This is a genomic window from Pseudomonas sp. ChxA, assembly GCF_030263855.1.
GTDB lineage: Bacteria > Pseudomonadota > Gammaproteobacteria > Pseudomonadales > Pseudomonadaceae > Aquipseudomonas > Aquipseudomonas fluorescens_CB.
The window spans coordinates 3769294-3786042 of the sequence record NZ_JARPMK010000001.1 but is presented as its reverse complement, the minus strand read 5'-3'; the positions used below and the strand labels follow the sequence as shown (position 1 = coordinate 3786042).

General features: G+C 55.3%; 15 protein-coding genes. 1 reads left to right on the top strand and 14 read right to left on the bottom strand.

The window, feature by feature from the left end; translation table 11 throughout:
* Positions 1 to 10 precede the first annotated feature (10 nt).
* The 12 genes from P5706_RS16900 to P5706_RS16850 form a co-directional block, all read right to left on the bottom strand.
* Complete coding sequence (locus tag P5706_RS16900) at positions 11 to 1978, bottom strand: DNA topoisomerase III (protein WP_070411918.1); 1968 nt, start codon at positions 1976 to 1978, stop codon at positions 11 to 13.
* Between the two features lie 217 nt (positions 1979 to 2195).
* Entirely contained in the window at positions 2196 to 2666 is a 471-nt protein-coding gene (locus P5706_RS16895; RefSeq protein WP_070411917.1) for a single-stranded DNA-binding protein, read from the bottom strand.
* A complete protein-coding gene (locus P5706_RS16890; RefSeq protein WP_070411916.1) occupies positions 2663 to 3181 on the bottom strand; it encodes a DUF3158 family protein in 519 nt (172 codons plus the stop codon). The genes P5706_RS16895 and P5706_RS16890 overlap by 4 nt, the downstream gene beginning before the upstream one ends.
* Positions 3178 to 3933, bottom strand: coding sequence for a PFL_4669 family integrating conjugative element protein (locus P5706_RS16885; protein ID WP_070411915.1), 756 nt, complete (start codon positions 3931 to 3933; stop codon positions 3178 to 3180). The genes P5706_RS16890 and P5706_RS16885 overlap by 4 nt, the downstream gene beginning before the upstream one ends.
* Before the next feature lie 264 nt (positions 3934 to 4197).
* Positions 4198 to 5388 (bottom strand): STY4528 family pathogenicity island replication protein, encoded by a 1191-nt coding sequence (locus tag P5706_RS16880; protein WP_070411914.1) that lies wholly within the window; start codon positions 5386 to 5388, stop codon positions 4198 to 4200.
* Complete coding sequence (locus tag P5706_RS16875) at positions 5385 to 5933, bottom strand: DUF2857 domain-containing protein (RefSeq protein ID WP_070411913.1); 549 nt, start codon at positions 5931 to 5933, stop codon at positions 5385 to 5387. The genes P5706_RS16880 and P5706_RS16875 overlap by 4 nt, the downstream gene beginning before the upstream one ends.
* Positions 5930 to 7516 carry a ParB family protein gene (locus P5706_RS16870; protein WP_070411912.1) on the bottom strand — a complete coding sequence of 529 codons (1587 nt, stop codon included), beginning with the start codon at positions 7514 to 7516 and terminating at the stop codon, positions 5930 to 5932. The genes P5706_RS16875 and P5706_RS16870 overlap by 4 nt, the downstream gene beginning before the upstream one ends.
* A gap of 14 nt (positions 7517 to 7530) precedes the next feature.
* The gene (locus P5706_RS37030; RefSeq protein ID WP_070411911.1) at positions 7531 to 7740 is read right to left on the bottom strand and encodes a hypothetical protein; all 210 of its coding nucleotides are present in this window, start codon (positions 7738 to 7740) and stop codon (positions 7531 to 7533) included.
* 70 nt (positions 7741 to 7810) lie between these two features.
* Positions 7811 to 8653, bottom strand: a complete 843-nt coding sequence (locus P5706_RS16865; protein WP_070411910.1) for a ParA family protein — start codon at positions 8651 to 8653, stop codon at positions 7811 to 7813.
* A 4-nt stretch (positions 8654 to 8657) separates the two neighbouring features.
* Complete coding sequence (locus tag P5706_RS16860) at positions 8658 to 8888, bottom strand: AlpA family transcriptional regulator (RefSeq protein ID WP_070411909.1); 231 nt, start codon at positions 8886 to 8888, stop codon at positions 8658 to 8660.
* A gap of 109 nt (positions 8889 to 8997) precedes the next feature.
* On the bottom strand, positions 8998 to 9753 hold the full coding sequence (locus tag P5706_RS16855) for a coiled-coil domain-containing protein (RefSeq protein ID WP_070411908.1): 756 nt from the start codon (positions 9751 to 9753) through the stop codon (positions 8998 to 9000).
* A gap of 285 nt (positions 9754 to 10038) precedes the next feature.
* Positions 10039 to 10317, bottom strand: a complete 279-nt coding sequence (locus P5706_RS16850) for a hypothetical protein (protein WP_070411907.1) — start codon at positions 10315 to 10317, stop codon at positions 10039 to 10041.
* A 1066-nt stretch (positions 10318 to 11383) separates the two neighbouring features.
* Between P5706_RS16850 and P5706_RS16845 the strand changes: the two genes are divergently transcribed.
* The gene (locus P5706_RS16845) at positions 11384 to 11572 is read left to right on the top strand and encodes a hypothetical protein (protein WP_070411906.1); all 189 of its coding nucleotides are present in this window, start codon (positions 11384 to 11386) and stop codon (positions 11570 to 11572) included.
* Positions 11573 to 12581: 1009 nt separating this feature from the next.
* Here the strand turns inward: P5706_RS16845 and P5706_RS16840 are convergent.
* A complete protein-coding gene (locus P5706_RS16840) occupies positions 12582 to 15668 on the bottom strand; it encodes an efflux RND transporter permease subunit (protein WP_070413658.1) in 3087 nt (1028 codons plus the stop codon).
* A complete protein-coding gene (locus P5706_RS16835; protein ID WP_256670895.1) occupies positions 15665 to 16732 on the bottom strand; it encodes an efflux RND transporter periplasmic adaptor subunit in 1068 nt (355 codons plus the stop codon). Before P5706_RS16835 ends, P5706_RS16840 begins: the two co-directional genes overlap by 4 nt.
* Positions 16733 to 16749: the final 17 nt, after the last annotated feature.

The following is a 16749-nucleotide window of genomic DNA, read 5'->3' as shown; positions in this document are numbered from 1 at the left end:
CAATGGCGACTCATTGAAGACGCGTACCTTTGCTGATCGGCACAGTGCCTTTGCAGTCCGGGTACTGGGAGCATGACCAGAACGGCCCTGATTTTCCCTTACGCCTGAGCATTGAGGCATTGCAATTGGGGCAAGCCGGCCCGGCTTCGACCGGTACCGACAAAGTGAGCGCTCCGCAGTTTGCGATCAGCTGTGTAATCCAGTGCGCCTGCTTGGCAACGAATGCATCCAAGGTCAGACGTCCCGCTTCGATTTCATCCAGAGCCTGCTCCCAGATCGCTGTCATACCCGGATCCGCGACTGCAGCGGGCACTGCCTCGATCAGGGTATGGGCCGCTGCGGAGGCCATCAACGCTCGTTTTTTCTTCAACAAATAACCGCGATCAATCAACCCTTTGATAATGCCAGCTCGCGTGGCTTCGGTGCCGATACCGGTGGTGTCCCGAAGTTTCTGTTTCAGGCGCGGATCGTTGACCAGCTTGGCCACATTTTTCATTGCCTTAATAAGATCGCCCTCGGTGAGCTGTTTGGGAGCAGCGGTGCGCATGGATTTGAGTTCGACGTTGTCCACTGCGCACCGCGTACCCTGCTGTAGGACGGGCAATACCTGGGATTTTTGACCGGGTTCATCGCCTTCGGCTCTGTCGGATAGCAAGCTTTTCCAGCCTTGGACGAGGATCTGTTTGCCAACAGCAGTCAAACGTTCGGCGCCGCACTCCAGTTCGACCTCGGTTCGATCAAACTCGTGATGCGGCAGGAATTGCGCGAGGTAGTGGCTACGAATCAGTTGGTAGACTTGGCGTTCTTGTTCGGACATCCGCCCAAGGTTCGCTGGCTCGGTGGTGGGTATGATGGCGTGGTGCGCGGTGATCTTGGCATCGTTCCATGCTCGTGAGCGCAATGATTGATCGACGCTTGCGAGCGCTGGGCTTAACGCAGGATCCATTCTGAGCAGGGCATCGAATACCGCGGCTACCTCGTTGAACATGCTCTCTGGCAAATAGCGGCAATCGCTGCGCGGATAGCTGGTGGCTTTGTGCGTTTCATATAGGGCTTGGGCGATGTTAAGGGTTTCCTGAGCGCCGAGTCCCAGCTTGCGTGAACAGACTTCTTGCAGTGTGCTCAGGTCGAAGGGCAGGGGGGGCGCTTCGCGGAAATGCTCAGTCTGCAGCAAAAGTACTGTGGCGCTTTCATTGCTAGAGATCGCTTGGACGGTGCTACTGGCTAGCGCCCGCCGCAGGCAACGGCCGGCCGCGTCAGCCCCTGAACTGGGTGGTAACCACGACGCGATGAATGGTTGCCCCATTGAGGACAGGTGCACGTCCACGTCCCAGTAGGGCACCGAGACGAAGCTGGCAATTGCCCGATCCCGATCGACCACCAGACGTAACGTGGGTGTCTGGACGCGCCCAACTGACAATACACCGTCGTAACCTGCCCGCCGTCCGAGGAGGGTGAACAACCGACTCAGGTTCATGCCTATCAGCCAGTCAGCGCGGCTGCGTGCGAGGGCTGAGTGATAGAGCGGGAAGGTCTCCTGACTAGACTTCAGTGAGGACAGTGCCTTGTGAATTGACGCCTCGTTGAGTGCGGACAACCAGAGGCGCTCAACATGGCCTCGGTAGTTGCAGCGTTCCAGTAACTCGCGGGCAATCATCTCGCCTTCGCGATCGGCATCGGTCGCGATGACGACGGTGCTAGCTTCGCTGAGCAGGCGCTTGATGACTTTGAACTGTGCTGCAGTCTTGGGTTTGACCTCGACCTGCCAATGTTCGGGAACGATCGGTAGATGATCCAACGACCAGGATTTGTACTGATCGCCATAGGCTTCAGGTGGGGCCGGTTCCAGCAGGTGACCGATACACCAGGTGACGGTTGTCTCGGGCCCGATCAAGCAACCATCGCCACGTCGGCTGGCTCCGAGAACCTTGGCGATGTCACGACCTTGGGAGGGTTTCTCGCAGAGAAAGAGACGCATAGAACTGCTCCGGGTTGAGTTCGGAGCAGCGTTGTTGGAAACAGCAGTGGCGAGCTATGAGAAACCCGAATGACAGGTTCCTCATATTTGTCGATGAAGGCAGCCATGGATAGATCGGGCCTAGGTGTGGCGTGGGGCAGCAGGGCGGATCTTCACGAGCAGCGAGTAATAATGGCAAGAAACTTCGCGTAGGCGCATTTTTTATGCCTAATGCCCGTCAACCTGGAGACGACGGCTCTCTGCGCTTTTTGGACTTTGACGCAGACGACCTGGCATGGTCTGTAGTTTGCTTAACATCTGCCGCAGATGCGGCCGGTTCACTGGATCGTTCCCGCATGACCACACTGTGTACCCGATGGGGTAGGATGCCGACTCGACGGGCCTCGATCTTGAAGGTCACCCGCGCATTGTCTTCGCTGTCCTCCCACTCATCGCGTACGGTACGGCCTTCGACCAGCACACGCATGCCTTTCTGGTACAGCGTGCTCCAGTGTTCTGCCTCGCGGTGCCAGAGCTCAACTGGCGCCCAATAGCCGCCCCGATCTTCATAGCTGCCCTCGCGTGGCACGGGGTTGTCGAAGTACACATTCAGCCGTAGTAAACGCCGTGGCTCGTCATTGCCTGATGAAAACTCCTGGAACTCTGGCGTACTGCCAATGTTGCCTTCGCCGACAAAAAAAGTACTCATCCTGATACCTCCACTGCGGTTGTGAACTGGCGCAGCAGCCGTTCGGCACTGTCCATTTTGATCGCGCAGGTCGTGGCCTGGCGGTAGAGCGAATGCACCACACTCATCTGTAGGTTCAGCGCGATGCGATTGCATTCGAAACGGTGTAATCCCTCGCGTACGACCTGCGGCAAGGCTTTGTTGCAGACCTGGCGTTCCCAGACCGAGACTCCCATACGGGCAAAATCACGGGTGCGCCAACGCAAAAAGGTGCTGCCAGCGCTGGTGTTCTGCAGCACCAATCGAATATCCAACAGTGAGTAAGGGGGCTGTCCAGCCTGCTGCAACACCGCCTCCATCAGGCGGCACAACTGCGCCTCGATTTCCCTCGCCACCTGCGCCAGATGCTCCAACTCCCCCTTACCCTTAAAAGGTTTTAAAAGGCCTTTTAGGTAGGCAGCGTGTTCGAGTTGTCGATAGGCATCCGGTGTCAATGTTTCGAAGGGCATTGGATGAGCCGGGATCATCGGATTCATGCTTCGTCCTCCGGCTCATTCACTGTCGCAGACGACGCTCCCACGTCCTCTGCCAACGCGTCGGCGTCATCCACTGCCACCGCACCACGGCGAGTGATTGGCGGCGCGAACTGGGAGCGGCGATGACCCTCCAGGATGTCCATCGGGGGTAAACCCATCTTCTCGATGGCCGCAATGGCACGGGCGTTGTTCGCCGCCATGTCATCACGCGTGACGCCGGCGTGCCGGTAGCGCTGTGCCTGACCAAACAGGCTGCGCAGCAAATGGGCGCCGTCGTCGATCCAGGCTTCCATGTCGATGCGGCCGATCAGGGCGGTGTGATGGGCCAATAGGGTCCGGCGCACCAGAGTGTCGTATTCGGTCAGCAGGTAGACCGCCAGAAAACCCAGCTGGCTGCCGATGTACAATGGCAAGGTGACGGGGTGGATGTTGAGGTTGTCGCCCATGTCGATCTGTGTCGGCAGGTCCTGTCTGATTCGGTCCAGCTGTTGGGTCAGTTCCAGCATCCCAGCCTTGGCCTGCATCAGTTTTTCTTCGAGTTGCACGATGGCCCAGTCGGCGTAGGGATCGTCCTGGGCCGCGGTTTGTTTGATCAGGTTGGTGACACTGATGTAGCCGGCCATGCCCATGATCGAGTGGACGCCTTCACGTGCGACCCTACCTTGCCAGATACGGGCGGCGTGGTGGGTGTGCAGGGTCAGGGTGATGCTGCTGCGCAATGAACCCAGATTGAGTTGATAGTGATCGGCCACGGTGTTGTCCTCGCATTCGCTTGGACAGGAACGTTGCGACAGATGAGGGGCAAGGACAGCCAAAAAGCTGAATGCGGTCTGTTCGGTTTGGTTTAAGAGGGTTAACTATGTAGACGTCAGTGGATTTGATGCCACTGGCATCAAATCCACTGACGTCTACATTCACGGGAGGAGATGTCCCGGCTTTTCTTTAAAAGTTTGATGGTTTGGTCCGATGTGTTCGTAGAGTGGAACTTCATGGATTTGATGCCACTGGCATCAAATCTACTGACCTTCAGAGCGTTTGCCGCGCAGTTGGCGTAGCTCATTCAGGCACGCTTGAGCGAGGGCTGATGCAGGTTCGCCCGGTTGTCGAGAGGGGCGCGAGGGGGCCGGTGTGGCCGGTACTGCAACGGGGGACGACTCTGCCTGACCTACCCAAGGACGAAATTCGCCTTTCAGTGCTCGCTGTATCAGTCCCATCAGATAGGCCGCTGGCTTGCGGATACCACCGGCCGCACAGCGTGCACCGGCTTCGTTGAGTACTGCTTGACGATCCGAGGGTTTGAGCTTATTCAGCGCCACGGTGACGGCCTGACGCTCGCTCGGACTCAGGTGCATCGGCTCGGGCCAGTGAAGGTTATCCACCGCTGGGGTCGCGCACCGTACAGTACTTATACTTTCTTTTAATACAGTACAGGCGCCATTCGGATTCCGAACGGTGCCAGAAATACTGGCGTTCACGCCTGTTTCGGATTCCGAACGAGGGCCTGCACGATTTCGAACGAGGGCATCTTCCCCCCGTTCGGAATCGTGCAGAGTGGCATCGGTTGCCGGATCCAATCCTTGCTGCGCCCAAAGTTCGCCCCAGCTGTCGAGTCGCGTCGGTAACCGATCCCGATCGATGTTCGTGTCTTGGCGGATTTCCTCCACAATGTGCTGGGCGACAATACGCACAGCCTTCGTTGCATGACCGAGGGCATGTCCGACTAGCTCCAGGTAATCCTGATCCAGTTCTATGGCTTCGGCGGGGGTTAACGGCTCATCGTGCAGAACGTACAACGAACCTTGAAGACGTCCGCTGAGCTGATCGCGTCCGCGACTCACCAAACTGAGCCAGCGCGTCAACCTGAGCATCGTCAACACCCGAGCAATGGTTTCACGGGAGGCTGCCGCACCGTAGGGCACGCTTGACAAGTACGGCTGCAAATCCTCATAGCGTGGCGTGACCACGCCACGGCCTTGCAGAATGAGCCGAAACACCTGCCAGGCATTACGTTCCAACGGTGTCAGCCGACTGTCCAGCAGCAGCCGACGCGGTACGACCTCGTGTGATTGACCACTGAACAGAAAGCTAGCCTGCAGAACCTGGTTGGAGGGTTGCTCAGTGGTAGGGCGTGCTGGCCAGCATTCACTCAGTTGCTGGGTGCATTGCTGCAGGACACGCTGCCAGCGGTTGGAAGGAGTAGTGTTCATGTTCCATTGCTGTACTGGTCGATCTGCTGCCAGACGATGGTCAAGCTGATCCGTTGCTCCTCCGCCAGCATCATCATGGCGTCGAGCTGATCCTCGGAGCCGTCCTGAGCGCGTAGCTGGCACCATCGCTGCCAGAGCGCATGTTCCTGCGCTTCGCTCAAATTCTGAGGACGGCCCTTACGGGTTTCTATCTTGAGCAGACGTCGACGCAGGGCGGTTTCCGAATGCGCCAAGCCGAAGCACCGATACATGATGGTGCTGCTGGCGCCGAGTTTGAGCGCTCGGTTGATCAAGCGCTCGTTCTGCTCGTCGCGATCAGCCTGCTCGATCAACCGGTGTAACACTGGTGAGTCGATCTTAACCTCGACCCAAGACACGGTGGCATGGGCCAGGCGCGACAGCGTGGTGGGCGGTAAGGATTGCAATAAGTAGATGTCGTCCTCACTCAGCCCGAGTGCCTTGCAGCGTTGCAGATTACCTAGACGCAGCTCATGCAGTACCTGGGTCAGCATGGCCTGGTTGAGCACATTGAAGGACAGGCTCATGGCAATTTCTCCGGTGAGTCGTCTTCAGGGGCAAGCGTTAGGTCGATGAGACGACGGGCCAAACGGATCAGGCGATACAGTTTGATTAACAGCCTGTCGGGCAGCCGCTCCAGTCCCACATCCATGGCGGGACGATCTGTGAGCGGGAGTTGATAGACCCCCAACAACAGCTGCCCGAACAGCGCTGAAGGCAGTTGCTTGCGATCCTCCCAGTTCACTTCGTCTTGAGCACGCAGCAGGGCCAGTAGCATTAAATGAACGCCGGTCGCGCGAGGTGCTGCAAGATCAACTCGCTCGATGTTGAGGGCGAAGCCCATGCCATGCTTCTGATCGATGATGCTCTCGGGATGTCCGGCGTAGGTCGCCATTTCCCGAGCCAGTCCGGCGATAGCTAAACGTAGTTGTTCGGGGTTATCCAGTGTTGGTGCGATGATCCAGATGTCGTCGATCGTGCAGCCGTCGTCCGTCGGTGCTGCTTCGGTGGCAGTTTCGCGCTCGATCTGTTTGCGAATCTGATGAACTCGGGACGTAGGGCTGACCGCTGAAACGACATTGGTTTCAGGCGGTGTAAGCAGTTCCTCTCGCGCTGTTTCGGTCTGAGTCCTGGTCTCAGTTGATTTGGGGCGGGACTCGGAGGAGGGAGTTCCTACCGCGGCTTCATCAACGCTCGGCAGATGGCTGTTCTCTGAGGGCGTGGTGACGACAACGCTAGGCGTCGAGATGACCCTTTGAGTATCGCTCAGTTCCAGGGCTAACATGCGGTAGGACTGTCCGAGTAAGCGGCCCATGCGTTCGAGCAGTTCATCCTGGATTTGCTCAAGATCGAAGGATTCGGGGTCGGCATCGAAGTCGACGAGGGTACCGAACCAAAACTCGGCGAACTCAACGGTGGCGGTTGGATAACGGTTCCAGGTTCGTTCGGCCTGGCTACGCAGAGCGATCAGGCGTTCGATCTGGGACTTACCCAATCCGGCGTACAGGGTTTGCGGGATGGCGGGCAGTAGGTGTTCAAGGGTGTCCAGCATCCGGCTGATGTGCGACTGCGAAATTGGATAACCCCCAGCGGCGAGACGTCGTGCCAGCTCACGTTGCGAGAGCACAGCTCCATCTGGTTCGAGCATGGTTTTGAGTTTGGCCACGGCCAGCGCACGCTCAATGAATGTGAGCTGGCCATGCAGATCGCTTTCGGCCAGATGGCCGAGCAGGGCGCTGATTTCATTGCTCCAAGGCCGGAATAGGCAGTGAATGCGAAAGAAGCGTTCGTCACGGGTTTCCTGCCACAGTTCGCCGAGAATCGCCAAGCGAGTATTACCGCCGTTACGGATGATGAAATAAGTTTCTCCCGGGCGGCGGGTAATCGGCGGTGGTTGATCCAGCCCACGTTCACGGATCGAGGCTTTGATATCGTCATACAGCGGATTGCGGATGAAGCGTGGGTTGTGCTCGTAGGGCCGCAACTGCTCCAGCGTGACCAGCATAGGGGTGTCGATGACTGGATCGGATAGTCGCTCCAGTTCTGGACCCCGAGGAAAATGGTCCTGGTGCAGTTTGTCGGTGATCTCCTCCTGACTGAGCTTCTTCATTTGAACAGCCTCAGTTAACGCCGGTTACGCAAATGGTCACCGACCTCAAACTTAACGATCTCGGCTGTTCCCGAACCTTCGAAATACCGAGACAGTTTCGCGAGAAACCTACCCATGGCCGAGCGCCCACGCTGCAGGCGAAAGACCACAGTGCAGTACTCTTCACTAGGTGGATGATCTTGCCGAATGGATGGCTGAACGATGATGGGAAACTGATCCAACATCCAAAGACTCCTCGCCAAACGCTGTTGGCCTCAAGGTTGAACAAACAAAATACCGTCTTCGGAATTCGCCTTATCGAACCTCTGCGTATCTACTCAACCTAGAAATCGCTTCGCGCCATTCCGGAAACAACTCAATAGCCAGCGCTTGCATGGTTTCCAATGATGAGGACGAGCGTCGTTCACGTGACTGGCGAGTCTCGATACGGTGGGCTGGTAGACCAAGGGAGGCGGCATTGAGATAAGCCACTCGGTCTGGAACTACGGTGTCTAGAACTGAGATGTTGGTCACCTTAGCGAAGCTTTCACGCAGGCCATTGATGATCATCCGGCTGTCTACCCGATTGGCGTTCACTTGGTTAAGCAATAGCCGCAAGGGTGGCGGCGAAATGCCCAGGTGACTAAACGGTTCGAGCTCACTGAGCAGCTTCAAGGTACCGCGGCGCAGTTCGCGGGCCGCGAGCATTTCCGGAGTGATAGGGGAAAGGGCGAGATCGGAGGCTAATAGGGCCACCTCCAGCAGGACGCTGCGTGCACCCTGCGTGTCGATCAACAGCAGGTCATAATGGGGGCGCAATATACTTAACAGATTGCGCAGCCGCAGCCGTCCATCCGGGGCGTGTATTAACAGTGAGCCAAGTCGGCCTTGGTCATCGTTGGATAGGATCAGGTCAAGTCCTGTAATCACTGTCTTGGAAATGAACTGCGCAGGGGTTGTTAAGTTGAATGCGATGAACTCGTACGCACCCACATCAGCCTTCTGACTCAAGGCGTAATAGCTGGAGAGGGTGGGTTGGCTATCCAGATCGAGTAGCAGAACGCGCAGACCCGCATCTGCCAATAGACCGCCAAGGTTGGCGGCTATTGTGGTTTTGCCCACCCCACCTTTGGTGGATACCACCGAAATCACACGCATGGCATCAGGCCAGTTTATCTAAGCGTTCAACGACCCACTGCTCAATCTCCAGCGAGTCCCAGCCGACCGCACGCATGCCAATGCGTCTAGCCTGAGGAAATTTACCTTCCTTCATCAAGTTGTAGATGTGGGCACGCTTGAAACCGGTTTTACGCTCTACCTCGTCGCGCCGCATGATATGACGTTCGATTTGTTTTGGCGTCGCAGCAACGGTGGGGGAGGATTGATGGGACATGGTGGTCACTCCTAGAGCCAGATGGCGTTGGGTGGGAAGTGACCTGGATTCAATACCAAAAAACACTGCCGGTCATTGCAATGCAACGTCGGTGATTGCGGTGCAACCCTCATCTTTTGGCTTGGGCGAGACTACGTTTTGCGGCCGCAAATTTCTCATCCAACGATCGCTTGCTCAGCCCTGGTACTCCGTCGTAATACGCGGTTATGGAGTCGACGATGGAAGCCTGGCTATCGAATATAGAGTGCTTTCTTCCTGTTGAGGACGATCCCAGTATGGTATTTACCAGCGCTCCAATGACATTCAGGTAGCTCGCTTTGCTTTGGTTACTGACCTGCTCTTTGTTTTCGGCAAGCACGCGCAGATTCTCGCGCTCCAGCCCAGCTGCTTTGAGCTCATCGATCAGCGTTTGGAGGTGTTTCTCGGTTGCCTTTAACTGCACCTGTAAGGCGTCCCGATCTGCTTGTAATATCAAGTAGGTGCTGTAATGGATCGCAACCTGATCGGCGGCAATTGGGCTGAAAAGGAAGGTGGGGCGCTGATCTGGATGGTAGTGAAACATCCACCGCTTTAAATCCGAATGCCTGACAGTCAGTAATTTAATATCGACGGGAGTACCTGGTGCAACCGTAGTTCCCAGAGCTCCGTAAGGTAGTTCGTGGTTTCGAATGGCATCCAGAATTTTTTCTGTGTTGATGTGCAAGCATGGCCATTGTGGAAAGCCGTGGATAATTCGCCCTGGGGTGTCCCATGTTAACTCCAGAATCTGAGCCTCATGAGCAATAAGATCGCACCAGCGTATTGCTGCTTCGATGGGACTATAGAACAGCTTTTCAATTGAGCGGAAGCTATTGAGATCGTACATAGAGGTAGCCCTGTTATCAAAGGGCAGACCCGCTAGGTAACGTCTAAAGATCCAACATTTGATCTAGGCTTCCATGCGGTTGCTGTCCTATATTCCCTGATAAGTCACAATTTCTGTCGTCCTGATGCGTTTTTTCAGGCGGTATGTGAGGGGTGGCTATTCTAAGAATGCCGAGCCGTTCCCCTCACAGGACGGTTAGGACATCGCAAAACAAAACTAAGGATGGACACGATATCGCAACTATTTTTACCTCTCAGCTGTCTCTCCTGCCGGCTGGAGCCCTAATCAACTCCATCCACCGTCATAACTATTTTCGAGGCGCTGATGCAGGTGCCGGCCTTGTTCAACGTCCAATATTTCGGAGACCATCAGACCACACAGGAACCCTCGCATTTGATGATATGTGTTCCCCGCTCCCGCATGATTGAGGGCCTTCCAGCGATATGCTTCGACCTGAGGTCGTAAAAGGGGCAGCTCTTCTCTATCGTCCACCAACTGGCACAAGTCATCAAAAAACTGGTTGGCGGCCGCGATGGCGGCGATGCCTTGTAGGGACTCATACATGAATCGACCTCCTTCCCGTTGCTACATGCCTGGAACGGAAAACTGACGATAATGCGGTCCTCGCCATCTATGTAGCTTAGAGCGCAGCCGTGTTCTGCAGCTGCGTATCACTATCACCACTATGCGTTTCTGACATCGCTTTATCTCCGTGCCCAAGGCCTTTTTTTGGATGGTAGACGGGGATGCATCGTTAGGTCTCACATTCGTTTTAGAAGATACGAGCTTCCTGCTAACAACTGACTTAAACGAACCCGCTCGCTTGATGTACTGCCTAGCATGGCTAGTGAGTGGCACGTAGACGGTACTGGCGTTCAATGCGGGTTAGGTGAAGATCCTTCTTCTGATAGGTGCTAGCTAGGTCATGAAATCTACGATCCAGCACTAAAGTTGCCGACAGGTCTTGGCAGCCCAGGCCTAAGGCGACAGCTGCAGGAGAAAAACGCCATAGCCCCAAAGGAGAAAATGTCTATGGCGGAGGGCCACCAGACTTTAAATAGGATTACTCCTATTTATTAGGCAAGTGGCCGCTAAAACGGATTTTTTACTACTTGTGCCTCTAGCTTGTCATCTATTTATCAAGATTGTATGAAGAGTCTATCAATTTCTTATCAATGGCCGGATATTCAGAGACTTAGATGATGAGTGGTCGATCAATCTGTAGTGATATTCAAATGCGACCCTTTGGCAGATAAGACTTGGACTACTGATCGCTGGCCGTTATGTCTGCACTTAGTTGCTTGACGCGGACTGGGACCTTAAGCATGTACCCCGGTCTCATTAGGCGAAATCTATATTCGAATAGCGTAGAGGCTATCCACAGCTCTCTGAGCCTGAGAGCTGTTGCTCCAGCGCAGCCATTCGCCATGCCGCCGCAACAGTTAGTAGTACGGCTGATTCGGTCTATTTTTGATATTTCATTATGAATCAATTGGTTGGAGTTTTTTTTGGCGAGAACAGTATTTTTTTATAAAAATTGACGTCTTAACGAAAAATTCACAATAACTCGACCGTTTATTAATGGGCTCGGCCTAATTTGAGAGGCCATGATAATAAAAAAGGTGCTGTGATGGCCCAAACGTCCACGTTCGAGCGCTCGCTTATCCTCAGCAAGCTTGAATTGTATGCCGAGCGGCTTGCTGAGCTAGCGTTCAATCTTAAACGCTCAGGCCATCCCCATGATGCCGTGAAGCTTATGGTCGAGGTGGAGCAGTTGATCAACGTAATAGATCGCCTAAAGGCAATGGATATTGATTAATCTGTGATTAGCGCCCGGTTTTGAGCTCATCGTTCTGGGCAAGGTGAACATCCTAGGTCTCGCTGGATAGGCCTTTTTGTCGCAGAGGCCCGCCATCAGGTTGGAGATAGACAAGTCAACGTGCATCGGATCCGAATGCAGCGGGTAATCCACACTCAGTATCTCGACTCCGCGAATTGATCGGCATCGGCCTGATCCAGCCCTGGAGCGATGTGGGGAGTGGTAGGACACACTGTAGCTGTTTAAGCTCTACGCTTACTTGGTCAAGCTTCGGGCCTTAGCAGGGCGTACCAGCGTGAGTCACTCTAACCCGCGTTCGCAGGAACTGTGCGCAGAATGCTTTAGCAAGGCACTAAATATACGGCGGCCCTATTATTCAAAGAACACATGCGCTGTTGTTGGTCTTCCGGTTGCGAAGTGGCTGTAGCTGGCGGGTGTAAGGCTTCCTCTGCTTGAAGTCTGTTCTGCTGTTGCTGAGTGGCCGCAAGCTTTTGTCTCAGCGGTTGTAGGGCTCTAGGACTGTTAGGCGAAATCTTCTCCAATTCGGCATCAGTTTCCAAAACAGATGGCCGAAAAATCCCCATGGTGACCAATTGCCGATCCTGCTCAAGCGTGCTCATGGGTTTGCGAGCGAGAGTGTCAGAGTTGTTACGGCGCATCCGCCCTAAATGCCCACGGCAGACAAAACCATCACGAATTTTCTTGTGGTGCTCATGTGATTTCTCCCTTCACAGTCTTTGCCCAATGGAACGCAACGCTACGACAGAGGGGAAAGCTCGTCTAGCGCCGCTCATGCAGTTCAATCTGCGCTGAAGTGGCGTGAAGAGCGTCCGATCGGTTGCAATAGCGCCGGCGTTTCGTCGGAGCATTACTTCCAATGGTAATCATCCGTACTCTCGCTCAAGGCTGGGCCCGTCGGCGAGACATCGGTCACATCGAAAAATGGTTGCGACCGACGCCCGGTATCGCCCAACGCCGGGAAGGCGTCCTCAGTCGGACGCTTCCATGTCTAAACGTGCTGTTCTTTCTCGTTGTTGGTGATCCGCTCCCCGATGGCGCCCGCGAAAAGCAGGTCATACAACACTGGGATCAACCCTAATGTAACTAAGGTGCCGAGTGCCAAACCACCAATTAGCGTGATCGCCATGCCTGTCCACAAAGGGCCGGCAAACATCATCAACGGGATCAGTCCGACAATGCAGGTCAGTTTGGTCATCAAGATAGGCCTTAGCCGTTCTACTGCTGCCGTCAGGACAGCATCGTGACGGGATTGGCCTTCGGCGACACCCACCTCGATTCGCTCAAGCAGCAGGACCGCGTTATTCACAATGATCCCTGCCAAGGACAGCAATCCAAATGTGGCCATAAATCCAAATGGATAGCCGGTCACTACCAAGGCCAGCGCGGCGCCAATCAGTACAAAAGGGATGCTGGCAACGATGATCAGCAGTTTTCGGAACGAGTTGAATTGCCAGACGAACAGTAACAACATCGACAATACGGCAACTGGCATATATTGCACTAACGACTCATTGGCCTCTGCGGATTCCTCCATCTCCCCGCCAATTTCAATATGATATCCAGGTGGAAGTTTAAACTCTGCCACCTTAGGTGCAATCTGCGCGACTAGGGTCGCCGCCGTCAGCTCAGGATTGCGGCCTGAGATGGTAATGGTCCGGTTTAAATTGCGACGCTGAATCGCAGAGGGCTCTGAACTGAGCGTCACCTGCGCTATAGCCGCCAGCGGAACCGGCGAGCCGTTCGCTTGCGGATAGATCAATGTACTACCCACGTCTTCAGCTTGGTCACGCTCAGTCATCGACCCACGCAGCATGATTGGCACGGTCGTGTCATCGTCATGGATCTGAGACACCTGTGCGCCTGAGTATCGAGTCTGCAGCGCTTGAGCGACATCGGCGCTGGTCACGCCCGCGCGTCGGGCGCGTACCTGGTCAACCACCACTTCGTAACCTGAGATTCGAGCATCCCAATCGTCCTGCACGTTGACCGTGCCTGGCAGACCATGCAAAGCCTTAGCTATATGATTGGCCGCTGCACGTAATACGGTCTCGTCCGGTCCGCTGACGCGATAGACCGCCTTTCCAGATTCGGTGGTGCCCAAGGAAAATCGCTTTGGCTCAGCACGCACTTGCGGGTACGCCGCAAGCATATGGTTGCGCACACGAGCGATCACCGCATCCATGTCACTGCCTTGGCGCACACTGATGGTGAAGTAGCCTGCGTTCGTCGCAGGCAGCGGTGGATTTAATCCCAGTACGATGCGTGGGCCACCGTCTGAGACGTAGCCGATGCTGTCGACAATTTCTGGATTTTCCTGGTCATTCGCTAGCCAGTTGCTGATGTCCTTGACGGTCTGCAGTGTCTGACGAGAATCGGTACCGGGTTCTAGCGTCAATGGCATCTGAAATTGCAGCCGATCTGATTCAGGCAAAAAACTGTAGGGGAGGGACGCGAGTACCGCAACGGCTCCAGTCAGCATAACCAGCATCACGGCAATGAACATCAGTTTATGGAGCATGAGCGCTTGGATAACGCGCCGATAGCCCCGATACAGTTTTGAATCGTAGGCTGCCTGATTATTGTCTGCTGGGGCGTGCGCCTTGGCAAAGTAAAGGCATAACAAGGGTGTCACCGTCAGGCTCAATACCCACGACCCCAGCAGCGTTACAGCGAGCACTATCGGAAGTGATCTCAAGTACTCATTTGTGCTGGTCTGACCTAGGAAAAAAGGTGAAAACGCCAACACAATAACCAACGATGAAGTCAACAGTGGAATCGCTAGCGTCCGCCCTGCCTCTATGCAAGCAGAGCGACGTTCCTCTCCGGCCTGAAGACGTCGTTCGATGTCTTCGGCAATCACAATGCCATTATCCACCAGAAGTCCCAGGGCGATGATGATCGCTGCGATGGACACCGTTTGCAGTTCGACCTTCAGCGCGCTCATGACAATTAATGACCCGAGAATAGTTAGCGGCACGATTGCCCCCACCACAAGCCCGGTGCGCCAGCCCAGAAACAACATCACTACAGCCATCACGATAATGACCGTCTCGGCCATCACGCTATTCATCTTGCCCATTTCACGCTCAACCACGTCGGCCTGGAAGGTCACGACGTGTTGGGAAAAACCGGCCGGTAGTTGTTTGGCGATTTCGTTCAATCGTTGCCGTAATTGGAGGCCGAAAGCTGCGATGTTCTGCCCGGATGCCATCGAAACGGCAAGTACGACGGCCGGTTGCCCCTCATAAATTGCCGCCGTTTCCGGCGGATCGGCTGGCATCAAACGAACGTCTGCCAATTCACCCAACGCCACAACTGTTGTGTCATTGCCCCTCGGTGCGGAGATTAGAAAGCGACGCAGGTCGTCCAGAGTTCGCATCTCACCGGTTGTCATCACGGTGAAAGCCGATCCGGAAACAGAGGGCAGTCCTCCAGGTGTCACAACGTTTTGAGTACGCAGTTGTTCCAGTACGGCGTTGGGACTCAGCCCGAGGCCAGCCAAGCGCTGGCGGTCAAATTCGAGGTAGATGCGTTCTTCTTGCAAGCCGTATATAGAGACACGTTCAACGCCTGGCAACGCGTAGAGCTGCTCACGAGTATTTTTAAGTTGCTCGCGTATTTCGCTCATGCTGAAGCCGGGCGCGGTAACTGCGACGGATGCCACGGCCACGCGGCCGAAATCATCATCGACAAACGGTCCCAGGCTGCCCTGCGGGTATCCTGCCGCTGCCTCGCTCGCCTTAGCGCGTACACGCTGCCATAGCGCACTAAGGTCTTTGACCTGGTCGTATGCCGTGATCTGAATCATCGCGCTTCCGGGGCGCACGGTTGTGATGATCTTTTTTATGCCCGCCAGTTCGCGTAACTTTTCTTCGGTCGGTCTGGCTAGCAAATTTTCTATGCGTTCTGCCGGCATACCCGGAAAGTAAATTGCAACGAGCGCGTCACGAATGGTGATCGTTGGCTCCTCTTGGGAGGGAAACCGCAGAAACGTTAATACCCCGCCTATCAAAATCAGGAGTGCGGTAAATAAGGTCAGCCGGCTCGCGCCGAGTGCGCTTCGAGTCAGGTTCATAAGGCTTTGTCCCGGCCGATGTGTGTGGCGGGTTGATACAGACGTACCGCCTGCCCATCAACCAGGAATGCGGCGCCTGCAACCACGACGGTTTCGCCGACGGCAAGGCCGTCACGTACGAGTACTCGACCGTTTTCCACCGTTTCGGGGGTGATCTCGCGACGGCTGACTTTGGCGGTGGCTGCATCGTACACAAAGACACTTGCTTGTTTGCTCTGTGTTTGTGGGATAAGTGCCGTAACCGGCACAGAAGGCGCATGCGCTTGCGCTATTGGTAACGTAATTAGCACCGTCTCGCCACTGCGAAGTTCGCTGCTTGGTTCGACTGGACGGAAGATGGCTTGTACCAGCGCGCCATTTTCCAGGCGACTGGACAGGCTTTCCAATCGGATGGAGACGTCTTGCGCAGGGTTTGCGTTTGTATAGGCCGATGCGACATCCCCTGGCTTAAGTTTAGTAACCAACGCGGCAGGAAGCATGCCGACGACTTCAGCCTTCTCGGCGCCCTCAATCTGAAGCACGCTTTGTCCTGCTGTCACATCTACGAAGGGTTGAACTGAACGAGCGACGATGCGTCCATTAAATGGCGACACAATGGCGCTGGTGCGCACGGCTCGACTGGCCAGCGCTTCTGTTGCCTTTGCGCTGTCCAACTGCTCGTTGGCACTCAGGTAGGCTGCACGAGCAGCGGCGAGGGTCGCGGGTGAGATCACGCGATCATCAAACAATGCTTGCTGCTGGCGAAAATTCAGATCTCGTTCGGCTTTTTGCGCTTTGGCGGCGCTCACATCCGCACGGGCCTGTTGTAGTTTGAGTTGTGCAGGCTCTGGATCCAGCCGTGCGAGTGTTTGGCCTCGCCGAACCGTATCGCCGACATCCACGGCGATGGAAGCTATACGGCCTGAACCTTCAAAGCTCAGATCAGCGCGTTGTTCAATCCGGACCCGGCCCGTGATAGGAAGGCGATTGCCCTCGCTATCACGCACGGTTTCAACCTTCACAGAACGGGGCGGGGTTTGTGGGGGCGGCGTTGAACGGCCGCACCCTGCAATTAGACTTAACATCATTATTAACGGTACAA